The organism is Bacillus sp. C-3-6 (assembly GCF_054509685.1).
In genome coordinates this window covers 4589667-4606735 of the sequence record NZ_CM137247.1, presented here as the reverse complement: position 1 = coordinate 4606735, position 17069 = coordinate 4589667, and the positions used below count along the sequence as shown (strand labels likewise).

Here is a 17069-nt window from a genome sequence, read left to right as displayed (position 1 = left end):
GAAGGAAGCCACACTTATAGGTGAAATCAGAAATATACAAGGAGGTAGTTGTAATGGCTATTGAATGGGTAAAAGAAGGCAATTACGAAGATATTATTTATTCAACATACAATGGTATCGCAAAGATTTCGATTAACCGTCCTGAAGTACATAACGCATTCCGTCCAAAAACGGTAATGGAGTTAATCGATGCTTTTGCACAAGCTCGTGATGATGCAAATGTTGGCGTTATCATTTTAACAGGTGAAGGTGGACGTGCATTCTGTTCTGGCGGCGACCAAAAAGTTCGCGGTCATGGTGGATATGTAGGTGACGACCAAATCCCTCGTTTAAACGTATTAGACTTACAACGTCTAATTCGCGCAATTCCTAAACCAGTTATCGCAATGGTAGCAGGTTATGCAATCGGTGGTGGACACGTACTTCATATCGTATGTGACTTAACAATCGCTGCAGACAACGCTGTATTCGGACAAACAGGTCCTAAAGTAGGAAGCTTTGACGGTGGATACGGAGCTGGTTACTTAGCTCGTATGGTAGGCCACAAGAAAGCTCGTGAAATTTGGTACCTATGCCGTCAATACAATGCACAAGAAGCGCTTGATATGGGCTTAGTAAACACAGTAGTACCATTAGAAGAGCTTGAAGCAGAAACAGTACAATGGGCACAAGAAATTTTAGCAAACAGCCCAATGGCACTTCGTTTCCTAAAAGCTGCATTCAACGCAGACACGGACGGTCTAGCTGGTATTCAACAACTAGCTGGAGATGCAACGTTATTGTACTACACAACTGACGAAGCAAAAGAAGGTCGCGACGCATTCAAAGAAAAACGCAGTCCGGACTTCGGTCAATTCCCTCGTTTCCCGTGATGAAAGCGGAGCCGAATGTTTAGCCCCGTTGGCTAAGGTTCTTTCGCACAGAAAGTGTTTTTTACGTTCTCGTGCGGAAGGTTCTTAGACGGAAGGGGCTAGGAGGCGTAGCTAGATGAGATTAAACCGGAAACAAAACAACTAAGAGACTTGATATCATATCAAGTCTCTTTCTTTCATGAAAGGAGAATGAATGATGGAGACGATGCCAAATTGGTTAATGCAACGTGCATTTTTAACACCAGATCGCACTGCAATTGAAATAGAGGAAGAGAAAGTTACTTTTATGGAGCTGCATGAAAAAGTAGTATCTGTTTGTGAACACTTTACGCATGTTGGAGTGGAGCGAGGGCAAAAGGTGGCTGTTCTGATGAAAAATGGTATGGAGATGATTACAGTTATTCACGCCCTATCTTATGTAGGTGCAGTAGCTGTGCTTTTAAATACGCGTCTTTCAAGAGAAGAGCTACTTTGGCAAATGGATGATGCTGAAGTTATTTGTTTAGTGACGGATCAACAGTTTGATGCGAATAATGTTCCTGTCTATTCATTTGCTGAAGTGATGAATGGACCGAGGGCGGAAGCATTTATACAAGAGGAATTTTCTTTAGAAGAAGCGATGACAATTATTTATACGTCTGGGACGACAGGCAAACCGAAAGGCGTTATTTTAACGTACGGCAATCATTGGGCAAGCGCAGTCGGTTCGTCGCTTAATTTAGGACTTCGTGATGATGATTGTTGGTTAGCCTGCATGCCGATGTTCCATGTTGGCGGGCTATCTCTTTTAATGAAAAACATTATGTACGGCATGCGTATTTTACTTGTTCCGAAATATGATGCTGATTTTATTCATAAAGCACTTCAAACGAGAGGCGTAACGATCATTTCTGTCGTATCCAAAATGTTAACAGATTTATTAGAGAGACTTGGAGAAGGGACATACCCTGCTTCTTTACGATGTATGTTACTTGGCGGAGGACCAGCGCCGAAACCGTTATTAGAAACATGTGTGGAAAAAGGAATCCCAGTGTATCAAACGTACGGTATGACAGAAACATCTTCGCAAATTTGTACGTTATCCGCAGATTACATGTTAACGAAAGTAGGATCAGCTGGAAAACCACTATTTCAGTGCCAACTTCGTATTGAAAAAGAGGGCGTAGTAGTGCCACCATTTGCGGAAGGTGAGATTGTAGTAAAAGGACCGAACGTAACAGGTGGTTACTTTAACCGTGAAGATGCGACGCGAGAGACTATTCAAAACGGATGGCTTCATACTGGCGACCTCGGTTATTTAGACGAAGAAGGGTTTTTATACGTATTAGATCGCCGCAGTGATTTAATTATTTCTGGCGGAGAGAATATATATCCAGCTCAAATTGAAGAAGTGTTGCTTTCTCATCCGGCAGTAGCGGAAGCTGGTGTTGTCGGCATGGCTGACGATAAATGGGGACAAGTACCAGCTGCTTTTGTTGTGAAAAGTGGGGCGGTAACAGAAGAAGAAATTCTTCATTTTTGCGAGGAGAAATTAGCGAAATATAAAGTGCCGAAGAAAGCATGTTTCTTAGAGGAATTACCACGTAACGCTTCGAAAAAATTGTTAAGACGAGAGTTAAGACAATTAGTGGAGGAGATGTAGGTGGAGATAAAAAAAGCGACACTGTATATAACGGAAATGCCACTCGTCATCCCGTTTGCTGCAAGCTACGGGACTTACGAAAAGCGTGAGAGTATCGTTATTGAATTAGAGGATACGGACGGGTACATCGGATTTGGGGAAGTCGTTGCATTCTCTGAACCGTGGTATACGGAAGAAACGGTGAAGACAGCGCTGCATGTACTGCAAGACTTTTTAATACCTGATTTATTAAAGGCTGAAATTTCTCATCCGAATGAGGTACCGGGTCTATTTCAACATATAAAAAGAAACCGAATGGCAAAAGCCGGAATAGAGGGGGCTGTTTGGGATTTATATGCGAAGCGTCAAAAGAAATCGCTAGCGACAGTACTTGGCGGAACTAGTCATGAAATTGAAGTCGGCGTTGTAATTGGCCTTAATACGATTCCAGTTATGTTAAAACAAATCGAGAAGTACGCGGAAGAAGGATACGAGCGTTTTAAAGTGAAAATAAAGCCAGAGCATGATTATGAGTTATTAAAAGAAATTCGAAAAGAGTTTCCGCATATCCCGCTAATGGCTGATGCAAATTCAGCATATACATTAGCGGATACAGAGAGGCTGAAACGACTAGATGAATTCCAATTAATGATGATTGAACAACCGTTAGCGGATTACGATTTTCTTGATCACGCGGAGTTGCAAAAGAAAATTGAAACGCCGATTTGTTTAGATGAAAGTATTCATGGTTTAGAAGACGCACGCGTTGCGATTACGCTTGGTAGTTGCCGCATCGTTAACATTAAGCCAGGGCGAGTGGGCGGATTAACAGAGTCGGTTCAAATTCATAATTATTGCATGGAGCATAACATACCAGTTTGGTGCGGTGGTATGGTGGAGATGGGGATTTCACGAGCGCAAAATGTTGCTCTTGCTTCATTGCCGAACTTTACGATTCCAGGCGATATATCCGCTTCTAGCAGACATTGGGAGAAGGATATTATTTCGCCGGAAGTGATGCTTGAGAGCGGGAAAGTGATTGTACCACAAAGCGTTGATACTGAGTATGAAGTAGACCGCGGAAGGCTGGCGGAAATCACGAAGCAGCGGATTGTTTTTGAACGGTAAATGGAAGTTGCGTTAGGATGCCCGCAAATAGCGAGAGGATTTTATCGTTCATTGTCGGTAAGTCGATATTTCTTGTTGAAGTGCTGATGAAACTTTATTCACTAACATAAAATCAAGAAAATGGTACTCTTATGGGGCATAGCCACGTCGCTATCAAGCTAAGGCTTTTAAGTACCCCCTAAACGAAAAATTTATTTCTCTATAGTTAGTAATTGGGGGAAATCAGTTCATTTTTTGTTTTTGAGATGTTTACTTTTCTTAAGTTGATAGGCAATGGATCACCATATCAAAAAAGATAATTGTACGTTAAGAAATATTTTTGAAACATGTTAATTAGCTCACAGTTCACTATGCATCTTGTTTTGTTAAATATATTAAACCACCTCCCGATATTCGAGAGGTGGTTCATGTTTATTTATTCACAATTCTATTATATGAATTAATGGTTAAAAAGTAGTAAACAAGGTAGATCACACCATACGTTATCATAGCATAAATAAATGAAATGACATCTTGTTGTATGTCCATGCTATATTGTAAGGATACTGACATTGTTAAAATGGCTGCATTTAGTATGCCAATAATTAGCGGAAAGAGAAATATAAATAATGTTTGTTTTGCTATGGTAGTCCGTACTTCTTTTTTATTTACACCAATTTTCCGTAAAATTTCATAACGATTTTTATCTGAATGTGCTTCTGTTAGCTGTTTGAAGTATATAACACTTCCTGTTGCAACTAGTAAAACTAATGCTAAAGAGCTAACTACAAAGATTTTCATTCCCGTAAGTGCCTTTATTTTTTTATACTCTTTATAGAACGTACGCATATGAGTATCGTTCCCTGCTAGCGTCATTACTATTTCAGATGTTTCCTTTGTTGTTTTTTCATCCGCTACTTTATAAGCTTTATATGTGATTGGACTGATTTGTTTTGCTACACTGTCAAACTTTGCATTATCAATTACAATGTATAAGAGCTCAGAACCAGAGGTTAGTCGTATCGCTTTTTTTTCTAACTTGTTGAGCTTAAAAGTATAATTTCCCGCAGGTAACTGAATATTGACTTTATGATCAATAAAATCAGTGGCTGGTTGATTAATGTATTGTTGGAATGCAATAGCATGCTCACCAGAAAGATTTGGTATATCTCCTAGTTTTAGAATTTTGTTCATTTTATGAAATCCACTTTCTGAAATCAAATTAACAGATAGATCATTTTTATTTTGGAATGGTGCTGAAGTATTCCCTTTTACTTGAATAACCGGAATATCTAGTTGCGCTGTAATCGGATGATCTTTGTCTTTTGAAATAACCCGTTTGATTTGATTGTCAGATGTTTCATCTTTTGAAAGATGAATATAGCTAAAAGGAGCTGTTTCATGAGCATCTTTCTCAGTGATAGAATATTCCGAGAAGCTCGCTTGAAGATATGGCAGTGCTACAGAAATTAGTAATGCGATAATTGTAAGCATAAGGGCATTTCCTTTTATACGATACAACAAGTGAGATGTTCCAATGATGTTAATCCCTTTATAGTAGTTCGGTTTATTTTTTTGTGCACGCTTTAGTAAATACACAGTTAAAGAACGAAATAATAAATATGTTCCAATAGCGACAAGAGGCATAGAAAGCATTGTTGCCCCGTTAAACATAAACCAATAACTACTTACGAGTAAAATAATCGAAACTACGGCAGAGACGATAGATGCTTTTGGTACTTTCTCCCCTTTTTTCTCTGCTTGGAATAATTCAATTAATTTAAAGCGATAAATTAAAAGATACGATTGAAGGGATGTAAAAATTGTAATGGCCGTAAATGTAATAGTGGTATTCATAATTGCTTCCATAGGAATACTAAAATTCACATCGACTGGAGCACCTACGAGTTTAAGGAGTAACATGATAAACAATCTGGATAATATTACCCCTAATACGAGCCCGCATATTAAAGTGATAGCCCCGATGATTACATTTTCAAAAAATAGCATTCTTGCGATGGTTTTTTTTCTAACGCCAAGTAGGGAGTATAGACCTACTTCTTTTTTACGTTTTTTCGTGAAAAATGCATTAGAATATCCAATGAAAACTGCTACGAATCCTATTAAAACGAAAGAGGTTTGTGACATTGTACCTTCCATATTATTAACGGCGTTTTTAATTTCTGGTGTATACAATAATGAGTTGAAAGTATAGCAAATCACGACACTAATCACCATAGAGAAAATGTAGAGAAGGTAGTTGTTTAAATTGCCTTTAATATTTTTTTTCGCTAAACTAAATAACGTCACTTGTACCACCTCCAAGAATGGACAAAACATCTAATATCTTTTTGAAAAAATCTTTTCCGGAAGAATTCCCCTTTACAAGTTCGGTAAACAGCGTACCATCTTTAATAAATAAAACGCGTTTACAATAGCTAGCTGCAAAAGCATCATGTGTTACCATGAGGATGGTTGCGTTATCTTCTTGGCTTAAATTTTGTAAGCTCTCCAATAAGTCTGCTGCCGATTTTGAATCGAGTGCACCAGTCGGCTCGTCAGCTAATATTAAGCTGGGTTTAGATACCATTGCACGTGAAGCAGCTGTACGCTGTTTCTGTCCCCCTGAGATTTGATACGGGTATTTGTCTAAAATAGAACGAATACCAAAACGCTCTGAAATCTCATTAACTCTGTTTTCTATTTCTCGTACATCCATTTTTGCCAGTGCAAGTGGCAATAAAATATTATCTTTTACTGTTAACGTATCCAATAAATTATAATCTTGAAAAATGAAACCGAGTTTATCCCGCCTGAATGCAGATAATTGTTCTTCTTTCATATTTAGTATGCTCGTCCCATCAATCAAAATCTCACCGGACGTCGGTTGATCTATGGTCGCCAAAATATTTAAAAGTGTGGACTTTCCGGCACCTGAAGGTCCCATAATTCCAACAAACTCACCTTCGCGAACAGTTAAATCAATATCATGTAATGCAGTAAATGTATTTCCTTTTGTTCCATACATTTTTTTGATTTGTTTTGCGTCTACTATTGATTTCATATATATAATTCCTCCATTAAAGACGTTATTTTTTCTTACAGGATTTATTCTATATGATGTAACCCTTCAATAACCTTACAGTTTTTTAGGTTAACCTTACAGTTTTGTCACCTTACAATAAATATTCCTTTTTTTCTTTATTTTTTCCACTATAATGTGAAATAGAAGATTATGCCATCGTAATTTAATGCAGCAGTATGGGAAGTAAATATACAACGTAAATTATCTTTAATATAAGATTTTGGAGGAATAACCGTGAAAATTATGATTGTAGAAGACGAAAAAACGATTAGAGATATGTTGGGAGAGACAATAGAAAAATGGGGATTTACTACAGTAAAGGTAGAAGATTTTGACCAAGTATTATCAATATTTTTAAACAATAGTCCTCATCTTGTACTAATGGATATTAATTTACCATCATTTGATGGATTTTACTGGTGTAATAAAATGAGAGAAACTTCAAAAGCGCCGATTATTTTTCTTTCATCTCGTAATACACCAATGGATATGGTAATGGCGATGAATATGGGTGGAGATGATTTTATTAATAAACCGTTTCATACTGATGTTTTAATGGCAAAGATTAATGCGCTCTTGCGCAGAACGTATACGTATATAGAAGACATAGAGTTAAATGTTATTGAGCATGATGGGGTTGTGCTCAACCTTAAAACCTACAATGTTTCTTATGTGAATGAAGCCATTACGCTAACTAAAAATGAATTTATTATTTTAAAACTTCTCATGCAAAATAAAGGAACAGTTGTAAGCCGAACAAAGATAATGCGCAGTCTTTGGGCTGATGAAAGATTCGTGGACGAAAACACCTTAACCGTTAATATTACACGGATACGCAAGAAAATTACTGACCTCGGTAAGGAAGGATTCATTACTACTAAGAAAGGGTATGGGTATATCATTTTATGAGTTTTTTTCAATATATAAAAGATAAACGATTCTTTTTCATACTGTACTTTATATTAATGTTGTTTGTTTCATTAATTATGGTTGTAAATGATAGTCAGAATCTCGTGATTAAAAATCTGTTCTATACTCACATTATTTGTTTCCTTTCCGTAAGTCTGTATATTACTGTTGGATATTATTATCGGAGATCTTTTTACCTGGAGTTAAATAATCTAATAGAGAATCAAAAGGAAGATTTTCCTATAGAATTGATTGAGCCACAAAATTATGAACAAGCTTTATATGTCAAAATGATAAAAATAGTACGGGACAATCATTCTAAGCAACTTCAAAAGTTGATTCACGAGAAAGTAGATCACCAAGATTTTATTATGTCCTGGGTTCACGAGGTAAAGCTTCCAATTGCCGCAAGTAATTTACTCATTGAGAACAGTACGGGAAAAACAGTAGATTTTCTTGTAGATAAGTTTGAAGATGAGCTGAACAAAATTGATAATTATGTGGAACAGGCTCTTTACTATTCACGGATTGACTCGTTTTCTAAAGACTATTTCATTACAGATGTACAGTTGAATCAAATCATTAAACAAAGTGTAAAAAAATATGCCAAAATCTTTATCACGAAACGAATTCACTTTCATATGGAGGAAGTGCAGAAATTCGTTCAAAGTGATAGCAAATGGCTTGCATTTATCATAGACCAAATCACTGCAAATGCTTTAAAGTATGTAAATGAAGGTGGAGAGATTTTTTTTCGTTTTGAGGAGGATCATGAAGAAAAACGATTGCTTATTCAAGATACAGGCATTGGGATAAAGCAAGAAGATATACATCGTGTGTTCGAAAGAGGATTCACAGGTTCTAATGGAAGAACACATACAAAATCTACTGGGATGGGGCTGTACCTTGTAAAACAAATGGTTTTGAAATTGGGACATGATTTTTCTATTCAATCACAAGAAGGAAAATATACAAGGGTTACCATCCATTTCCCAAAAATAAGAAATTACTATCATTTCCTGTGAAGAGTAGACCAGGAATGCTTTTAGAATACTTTTAAAAAATATTAAAGTATGTCTATATGTATAAAGAGTTACCTAATATAGAAAGACACCCAAAAGTTATCAAAGGTTCTAATTCGCCTTTTCAATCTTCTACAGCAAAACGGGCGGAAATCTCATCGATATGAGAAGAAAACGGTCTTTGATATATTAGGTATCGTTTACAATTGTACCATGTCTGATAATCAAGCGGCTTAATTCAAAAAATGAAACCCTTTAGGGTTTATTTCGTATGCTAATCTTTAAATTTCCTTATATTTTTCATGTTGTAAACCTCCATTGTATTAATAATATTATTTTATATAGTATCACAAATATAATAGGTTAATAGTCATTATAATGTGAAGAAAGATACTTAATTGACGGAGAACTAAACAAAATAATGGATAACAAAACGATCGAACTTTTTATAAAAATTGCATAGTAATTTATGCTCTTAAGTTGATGGGGATTATTCTAGTAGGTAACCATTTCTCATTGTACAAATTGCATAGACTAGTTTAAAATCGAGCGTATAAAGGGGGCGTAAAATGAAGCGCATTTCAATTTTAATAGCTGATGATGAGGCAGAAATTGCTGACTTAATTGAGATACATTTAGAAAAAGAAGGGTACCATGTTGTGAAAGCAGCGGATGGGGAAGAGGCAGTTCATATTATTGAAACGAAGCCAATCGACTTGGTAGTTTTAGATATTATGATGCCGAAAATGGATGGTTATGAGGTGACGCGTCAAATTCGCGCGAAACATCATATGCCGATTATTTTTTTAAGCGCGAAAACTTCGGACTTTGATAAGGTGACAGGTCTTGTACTAGGTGCGGATGATTATATGACGAAGCCTTTCACACCAATAGAATTAGTTGCACGTGTAAATGCACAACTGCGTAGGTTTTTTACGTTAAATCACCCGAAAGTAGCGGAGAGTAAATCTGCTTTAGAAATAGGCGGAGTCGTAATTAATCCTGAGCGCAGGACGGTTGATGTGTATGGTGAGCAAATTGAATTAACGCCGAAAGAGTTCGATATTCTATATTTATTAGCAAGTCATCCGAAGAAAGTATACAATGTGGAAAATATTTTTCAGCACGTATGGGCAGATGATTATTATGAAGGTGGAAATACAGTAATGGTACATATTCGTACTTTGCGGAAGAAACTTGGAGAAGATAAAAGAAAGGATAAATTAATAAAAACAGTGTGGGGAGTAGGTTATACTTTCAATGGCTAATATGATGAAAAGCTTTCGATTTAAAATGATTGCCTTATTTGCGTTAAGTATGGTGCTTGCAGCAACTGTAACTTATATAATTTATAAAGGATTGCAGTTGTATTATAAAACGATGGTTCGCTACGAAGAGCCTTTAGCACAATTTAGGTCAATGGTAAGGGAATTTGGAGACATTAACTTCTTTTTAATTTTCTTTATTCCGTTATCTATAATCTTTTTCTTCTTTTTGACAAAACCGTATTTAAAATACTTTGATGAAATTTCTAATGGGATTCATCATCTTGCGAACGGTAACTTTACGAATAAAGTTCAAGTTTCATCAAATGATGAGTTTGGAAATATCGCGCGTGAAATAAATGTTGCAAGTGAAAAGTTAAAAGAAGCTGTTGAAAGAGGAGACTTTGCTGAAAGTAGTAAAGATCAGCTTGTTGTGAATTTAGCTCATGATTTAAGAACACCATTAACATCCGTGTTAGGATATTTAGATTTAATTCTTAAAGATGAAAATTTAACCAAAGAACAAATTAAACATTTCTCCACAATTGCATATACAAAATCGCAAAGACTGGAAAGTTTAATTGATGAGCTATTTGAAATTACACGTATGAATTATGGCATGCTAAAGCTGGATAAAAAGCCGATTGATATAAGTGAGTTGCTTATACAGTTAGAGGAGGAATTGTATCCGTTATTAGAAAAACATCATTTAGAAGCTAGATTGAATGTCGATCCTCATTTACCGATGTACGGTGATGGAAAATTGTTAGCTAGAGTATTTGAAAACTTGTTAACAAATGCCGTTCGTTACGGGTATGATGGGCAATTTGTTGATATGAATGGGTATGTTGATAATGGAGAAGTTGTCGTACAAATTATGAATTACGGAGATAGCATTCCAGAAGAAGATTTACCTTATCTTTTTGATATGTTTTATACAGGTGATAAAGCGAGAACAGAGAACCGTGGCGGGACAGGCCTTGGACTATTTATTGCGAAAAATATTGTCGAGCAACATAACGGTACGATTTCTGCTGAGAGTAATGTAGTTAGAACAATGTTTGAAGTGCGATTGCCAAAAGCCGAGAACGTAATAATTTAATAAAAATTTAAACTTTACCCCACTTTTTATTTTAATAGTTTTTTCTATTCTATACGTAAGTTACGTTAAGGAGGAACTAGAAATGAAAAAGTGGGTATTTATTTCTTTTTTTATAGCATGCACAGTATGTGTAGGCGTTTATATATCACCGTTATTTCAAAAGGAAATCGATGTTAAAATTGTCGGGAAAGATGAGCTAGTAAAGGCGGCAAACACCGAGAGGAAAGAGATTACGAAGGAACAAATTTATAAGGGTGATTTATTATTAGTTAATAGGGATTATCCAGTAAAAAAAGATAGTATTAGGTCTGATATTATAAATATAAATCATAATAGTGAATTAGTGAGAGGCTATGTAATATTTGATAGAAATCTTCGTTTATCAAAGGATGTTGTGAAAAAGTTTTTGAACGTTGTCGATGCGGCTGGCAAAGAAAGTGTTAACCATTTTTTGATTAGTAGTGGTTATAGAGATTTCCAAGAGCAAAAACAGCTATATGAAAAAATGGGATCTGATTATGCACTTCCAGCAGGATACAGTGAACATAATTTAGGATTATCACTGGACATTGGGTCTACTCAAAAGAAAATGGAGAAAGCGCCTGAAGGAAAATGGATTGAAGAGAACGTATGGAAGCATGGCTTTGTATTACGTTATCCGAAAAATAAAAGTAACATTACTGGAATTCAATATGAGCCATGGCATATCCGTTATGTCGGCCTACCTCATAGCGCAATTATGCAAAAAAAGAATTTTACACTAGAGGAATATTTAGAGTTTTTAAAAGAGAAAAAAGAGGTTTCAACTGAAGTAGAAGATAAGAAATATACTGTTTCTTATTATAAAGTTTCTGAGAATACGAAAGTGAACGTTCCAGCAAACAAGCAGTATGAAATTTCCGGGAACAATATGGATGGGGTTATTGTGACGGTTCAGGAATAGAGAAAAAGGCTGTGCCATTTGGGGCAGCCTTTTCTTATATAAGAAAGGAAGTGACGTTTTTTGTCGGTAAATCGATATTCTTTGTCGAATCGTTAATATATTATAAGTTATGATAGATATAATTGAAAAATCGTTGATATATTGTAAGTTATGATAGATATATTCAAAAAATCGTTGATATAATTTCCTATACTATTAGCATTTTGGAGGAACATCTTTTTATGTATTTTTAAACGTTATAACGTTATATTTACTTCTCCCTTTTTTTGTGTTACGCTAAACGTGTGAAAGAGATATAAAATGAAACTTTAATGTAAGCGTATTCTTATGGCTTCTTATAGAAAAGGGTGGAAATACAATGACAGAACGATTCGTACTACGTAATGTGAAACGTGTGAACGGGGAAGAGATTGACATTGTAATTGAAAATAACAAAATCGCACAGGTGACGAAAGCTGGTGCTGGCGAGGGTGGAAAGGTTCTTGATTACTCTGGTACTTACGTATCGAGTGGTTGGATTGATTTACACGTTCATGCTTTTCCAGAGTTTGATCCGTATGGCGATGAGGTGGATGAAATTGGCGTTAAGCAAGGGGTAACGACAATTGTTGATGCGGGTAGTTGCGGTGCTGATCGCATTGCAGATTTAGTAAAAAGTAGAGAGCAGGCAAAGACAAATTTATTTGCCTTTTTAAATATTTCTCGCATCGGTTTGAAACGAATTGATGAATTATCCAATATGGAATGGATAGATAAAGAGGAAGCGATAGAAGCAGTAGAAAAGTATAAAGATGTAATCGTTGGGTTAAAGGCGAGAATGAGTAAAAGTGTCGTTTGTGATAGTGGAATTGAACCGCTGCATGTAGCGCGCGCTTTATCCCATGAAACATCATTACCGATTATGGTACATATCGGTTCAGCGCCTCCTCGTATAGAGGAAGTTGTACCTCTTTTAGAAAAAGATGATGTCATTACACATTATTTAAACGGGAAAGAAAATAATTTATTTGATGAAGAAGGAAAACCGCTACCTGTGTTACTAGATGCGGTGAATCGCGGCGTGCATTTAGATGTTGGTCACGGTAATGCTAGCTTTTCTTTTAAAGTAGCAGAAGCGGCGAAGCGTCACGATATTGCCTTTAATACAATTAGTACGGATATTTACCGGAAGAATCGTATACATGGTCCAGTGTATAGTATGGCTCACGTTCTTTCGAAATTCCTTTACTTAGGTTATCCGCTAGAAGAAGTGATTGATGCGGTTACGAAAAATGCGGCAGAGTGGCTTAAGAAACCAGAGCTTGGCCGCATTCAAGAAGGAGATATTGCAAACTTAACTTTATTTACGGTTAAAGATGAGAAGGTTACGTTAATTGATTCAGAAGGGGATCAGCGCATTGCTGAAAAAAGAATTGATACGAAAGGGGTTGTAATTAATGGGTCATTCATTGAATGCTAAGTACGGATTAAAAAGAGTAATTAATGCGAGCGGTAGAATGAGTATTTTAGGTGTATCTGCTCCTACAGATACGGTAATGGATGCGATGAAACATGGTGGACAAAATTATGTAGAAATTGCTGATTTAGTAGATAAAGCAGGAGACCATATTGCGAGAATTCTAGATTCAGAGGCAGCGGTCGTTGTGAATTCAGCATCGAGCGGAATTGCGCTTTCTATCGCTGGTATCGTTACAGAAGGAAATCGCCGTAAAAGTGAAAGACTTCATCAAGAAGTAATCGCGAAAAACGAAGTGATTATGTTAAAAGGCCATAACGTTCAATACGGTGCTCCTGTTGAAACGATGATTTACTTAGGTGGAGGAAAACTCGTTGAAGTTGGCTACGCAAATGAAGGGAAAGCAGAACATATTGAAGATGCGATTGGCGAAAATACAGCAGCAATTCTTTATGTGAAATCACATCATGCAGTGCAAAAAAATATGATTTCTGTTGAAGAAGCATGGGAAGTAGCGCAGCGAAATAACGTACCACTTATCGTTGATGCGGCAGCTGAAGAAGACATTCAAAAATATGTGAAGTATTCAGACCTTGCCATTTATAGCGGTTCAAAGGCAATTGAAGGACCTACTTCTGGTATTGTTGGCGGGAAACGAAAATATATCGAATGGCTGAAAGTGCAATTACATTGCATCGGAAGAAGTATGAAAGTCGGGAAAGAGACAACTTTTGGCTTACTTCAAGCGCTTGATGAGTATGGAGTAAAAGAAGATAAGAGCGAGCAAGAAAAAGAATTGCTACAAGTACTTATGCCGCTAAAAGAATTAAATGGTGTAAATGTAACGATCGTTCAAGATGAAGCTGGAAGAGCAATCTTTAGAGCTCGTATTCATATTAACGAGAAAGAGTTAAATAAATCGGCAAAAGACGTTGTGACTGCATTACGCGAAGGGGAAATCGCAATTTATACACGTGATTATGGAGTAAGACAAGGATTCTTTGATATCGATCCACGTCCACTTCAAGGTGATGATATACATGTGATTGAAGAAAAAATGAGAGAAATTGTAGGGGGAAACTAAAATGACAAACATTCAAAAACGTTTTTATAAAGGACGCGTAGCATTAAATGTATTAGCGAACAATATCCAAAATGCGAAAGATATTTTTGAAGCAGCAGAAGGTTATGTAGTAGTGGGAGTGTTATCAAAAGACTACCCAACAGTAGAAGAAGCTGTTACAGCTATGAAAGCATACGGAAAAGAAATTGATGACGCTGTATCAATCGGGCTAGGAGCAGGAGATAATCGTCAAGCAGCAGTTGTAGCTGAAATTGCGAAGCATTATCCTGGTAGTCATATTAACCAAGTATTCCCTTCAGTTGGAGCGACACGTGCAAATCTTGGCGGAAAAGATAGCTGGATTAATAGTTTAGTATCACCAACAGGAAAAGTAGGGTACGTAAATATTTCTACTGGTCCAATTAGTGCAGCAGGAGAAGAGAAAGCAATTGTTCCAATTAAAACAGCAATCGCACTTGTACGTGATATGGGCGGAAATTCATTGAAGTACTTCCCGATGAAAGGTTTAGCTCATGAAGAAGAATATCGCGCAGTTGCGAAAGCTTGTGCAGAAGAAGGATTTGCATTAGAGCCAACAGGCGGAATTGATAAAGAAAACTTCGAAACAATTGTACGTATTGCACTAGAGGCAAATGTAGAGCAAGTTATCCCGCACGTATACTCTTCTATTATTGATAAAGAAACTGGTAATACGAAAGTAGAAGATGTTCGTGAATTATTAGCAGTCGTGAAAAAGCTAGTTGATCAATATGCGTAAGAAAATTGCAGCGTTCGGCGAAGTAATGATGCGCCTGCAAGTACCTGGATATGAATTGTTGTCGCAAGCTAACACGTTAAATTACTCATTTTCAGGTACAGGTGTGAACGTTGCAGCGGCACTTTCTCACTTAGGGCATGAAGGGCTTCTTATTTCAACTTTACCGGAAAATTCGGTTGGAGATGCAGCTTTATCTTACCTTCAAAAGTTAGGTGTGCAAACCTCGCGTGTTTCAAGAGGCGGTAAATATGTAGGTATGTATTTTTTAGAAAATGGATTCGGTGCACGTGCAAGCCGCGTTACATATTCGAATCGATTAGAAAGTAGCTTCAATACGGCATGTGAAGAAATGTATAAATTTGAAGAAATCGTAAAGGAAATTGATATCGTTCATTTTTGCGGTATTACACTTGCGATGAATGATACGGTGCGTCATCATATGAAATCTTTAGCGAGAGCAGTTAAAGAAAACGGAGGAACCGTCGTTTTTGATTGTAATTATCGTCCCTCACTTTGGGGAGAAGACGGATATGAACAGGCAAAACCGCATTATGAAGAAATGCTAGGACTTGCTAATATTGTTATGATGAATGAAAAAGATGCGATGTTCGTTCTTGGGATGAAAACAGAAGAGACGGAGCGTGAGGCGCAGCTGCTGGATCTCATTCCAAAGGTAGCTGAAACGTATCATATCGCTACAATCGCTGGTACTCATCGCTCTATTAACAGTGATAATACACATTCGCTTCGCGGGTTTATATGTAAAAATGATTCGTTCACTTTTGCAAAAACACTTACGTTTTCTGTATATGATAGAATAGGTGCTGGAGATGCTTATACGAGCGGAATTATTCATGGCGAGATAAAAGAGTTTGCACCAGAGAAAGCTGTTTCATTTGCGTCAGCAGCTGGAATGCTAGCACATACAATCGTCGGTGATACGCCAATGTCATCAGAGAAAGATATACTTCGGGCGATGACGGCATCAGTAGGTGATGTAGAAAGGTAGTGGGTGTAACAGTGAACGTAACGAGGAAAAAAGGACCATTATATTTACAAATAAAAAATATTATTCGTGATCGAATATTGCATGGCGTATATGCGATTCATACGAATATTCCTTCAGAACCGCAATTAGAAGAAGAGTTCAAAGTTAGTAAGATTACAGTGCGTAATGCGATTAAAGAACTCGCTCAAGAAGGATATTTGGAAAAGAAGAGCGGCAAAGGAACGAAAGTGATTCGTAATACTTCTGCGACAAAACTGTCAAAGGGTAAGAAATTTACAGAAGTGTTAGTGGAAGAAGGATATAAAGTACAGAAGAAATTATTAAAAGCAGAAATCGTTCATAATGAAGAAGGAACAGTGCCGTTTCGATTATTCGGTAAAGAGAGTTTTCGTATCGAGCGCCTATATATGTTAAATGATACGCCGTACATTCATTATACGCACTATTTCTCAGCTCGAATGGCAAGTACAGATTTATCGGACTTTGATTTACAATCGCTTTATGATTTAGTTGAAGACCGAGGTATACATTTAGAAAACTTCAGAGATGAATTCGCGGTTGGCCTTGCACCTAATTTCGTTGCAGAAGCGCTAGGTGAAAAAGAGGGAACAGCGTTATTAAAACGTATGCGCTATTCTTATGATGAAGTTGGCGAAGTAATTGAATATAGCGAAGGCTACTACAATACAGAAATGCAGCATTATGTAGTGAATTATGACGTATAAAAAAGAGGGGATGTTCCCTCTTTTTTTATAAAGTAAGGGGTAACTAACTGTTGCGATTTATTTAACCAATTATAACGAAAGTTAATTAAATATATCAGTAAGCCCTGCTAGT

Annotated in this window: 15 protein-coding genes and 1 pseudogene; 14 read left to right on the top strand and 2 right to left on the bottom strand. The window is 36.7% G+C overall.

Annotation, left to right across the window (positions count from 1 at the left end; translation table 11 throughout):
* The first annotated feature begins 53 nt into the window (after nucleotides 1–53).
* From menB to menC, 3 genes are all read left to right on the top strand, one after another.
* Complete coding sequence (menB, locus tag ACW0JX_RS23710; protein WP_000963881.1) at nucleotides 54–872, top strand: 1,4-dihydroxy-2-naphthoyl-CoA synthase; 819 nt, start codon at nucleotides 54–56, stop codon at nucleotides 870–872.
* A gap of 196 nt (nucleotides 873–1068) precedes the next feature.
* A complete protein-coding gene (locus ACW0JX_RS23705) occupies nucleotides 1069–2514 on the top strand; it encodes an o-succinylbenzoate--CoA ligase (RefSeq protein ID WP_459245124.1) in 1446 nt (481 codons plus the stop codon).
* Nucleotides 2515–3621, top strand: coding sequence for an o-succinylbenzoate synthase (gene menC, locus ACW0JX_RS23700; protein ID WP_098678735.1), 1107 nt, complete (start codon nucleotides 2515–2517; stop codon nucleotides 3619–3621).
* Nucleotides 3622–4032: 411 nt separating this feature from the next.
* Here the strand turns inward: menC and ACW0JX_RS23695 are convergent, their stop codons facing one another.
* On the bottom strand, nucleotides 4033–5910 hold the full coding sequence (locus ACW0JX_RS23695) for an ABC transporter permease (protein ID WP_459245123.1): 1878 nt from the start codon (nucleotides 5908–5910) through the stop codon (nucleotides 4033–4035).
* A complete protein-coding gene (locus ACW0JX_RS23690; RefSeq protein WP_053563466.1) occupies nucleotides 5897–6664 on the bottom strand; it encodes an ABC transporter ATP-binding protein in 768 nt (255 codons plus the stop codon). Before ACW0JX_RS23690 ends, ACW0JX_RS23695 begins: the two co-directional genes overlap by 14 nt.
* Before the next feature lie 255 nt (nucleotides 6665–6919).
* On the opposite strand from ACW0JX_RS23690, the gene ACW0JX_RS23685 reads away from it, so the two are divergent.
* The 11 genes and pseudogenes from ACW0JX_RS23685 to ACW0JX_RS23635 all read left to right on the top strand — a co-directional run bounded on the left by ACW0JX_RS23685 (nucleotide 6920) and on the right by ACW0JX_RS23635 (nucleotide 16957).
* On the top strand, nucleotides 6920–7594 hold the full coding sequence (locus tag ACW0JX_RS23685; RefSeq protein ID WP_053563467.1) for a response regulator transcription factor: 675 nt from the start codon (nucleotides 6920–6922) through the stop codon (nucleotides 7592–7594).
* Nucleotides 7591–8619: a sensor histidine kinase gene (locus ACW0JX_RS23680; protein WP_459245122.1), complete on the top strand. Its 1029-nt coding sequence runs from the start codon at nucleotides 7591–7593 to the stop codon at nucleotides 8617–8619. Before ACW0JX_RS23685 ends, ACW0JX_RS23680 begins: the two co-directional genes overlap by 4 nt.
* 81 nt (nucleotides 8620–8700) lie before the next feature.
* A pseudogene (locus ACW0JX_RS23675) lies at nucleotides 8701–8853 on the top strand (IS4 family transposase); the annotation flags it as partial.
* A gap of 332 nt (nucleotides 8854–9185) precedes the next feature.
* The gene (locus tag ACW0JX_RS23670) at nucleotides 9186–9884 is read left to right on the top strand and encodes a response regulator transcription factor (RefSeq protein WP_048564352.1); all 699 of its coding nucleotides are present in this window, start codon (nucleotides 9186–9188) and stop codon (nucleotides 9882–9884) included.
* Nucleotides 9877–10983, top strand: a complete 1107-nt coding sequence (locus ACW0JX_RS23665) for a sensor histidine kinase (RefSeq protein ID WP_459245121.1) — start codon at nucleotides 9877–9879, stop codon at nucleotides 10981–10983. The genes ACW0JX_RS23670 and ACW0JX_RS23665 overlap by 8 nt, the downstream gene beginning before the upstream one ends.
* Before the next feature lie 82 nt (nucleotides 10984–11065).
* Entirely contained in the window at nucleotides 11066–11926 is an 861-nt protein-coding gene (locus ACW0JX_RS23660; RefSeq protein WP_459245120.1) for a M15 family metallopeptidase, read from the top strand.
* 358 nt (nucleotides 11927–12284) lie between these two features.
* Nucleotides 12285–13385 (top strand): amidohydrolase/deacetylase family metallohydrolase, encoded by a 1101-nt coding sequence (locus ACW0JX_RS23655; protein WP_095690077.1) that lies wholly within the window; start codon nucleotides 12285–12287, stop codon nucleotides 13383–13385.
* Nucleotides 13363–14466, top strand: a complete 1104-nt coding sequence (locus tag ACW0JX_RS23650) for a DgaE family pyridoxal phosphate-dependent ammonia lyase (protein ID WP_078438786.1) — start codon at nucleotides 13363–13365, stop codon at nucleotides 14464–14466. The genes ACW0JX_RS23655 and ACW0JX_RS23650 overlap by 23 nt, the downstream gene beginning before the upstream one ends.
* Nucleotide 14467: 1 nt before the next feature.
* Nucleotides 14468–15223: a 2-dehydro-3-deoxy-phosphogluconate aldolase gene (gene dagF / locus ACW0JX_RS23645; RefSeq protein WP_053563472.1), complete on the top strand. Its 756-nt coding sequence runs from the start codon at nucleotides 14468–14470 to the stop codon at nucleotides 15221–15223.
* Nucleotides 15216–16232, top strand: coding sequence for a sugar kinase (locus ACW0JX_RS23640; RefSeq protein WP_089171895.1), 1017 nt, complete (start codon nucleotides 15216–15218; stop codon nucleotides 16230–16232). Before dagF ends, ACW0JX_RS23640 begins: the two co-directional genes overlap by 8 nt.
* A complete protein-coding gene (locus tag ACW0JX_RS23635) occupies nucleotides 16232–16957 on the top strand; it encodes a GntR family transcriptional regulator (protein ID WP_000539259.1) in 726 nt (241 codons plus the stop codon). Before ACW0JX_RS23640 ends, ACW0JX_RS23635 begins: the two co-directional genes overlap by 1 nt.
* Nucleotides 16958–17069: the final 112 nt, after the last annotated feature.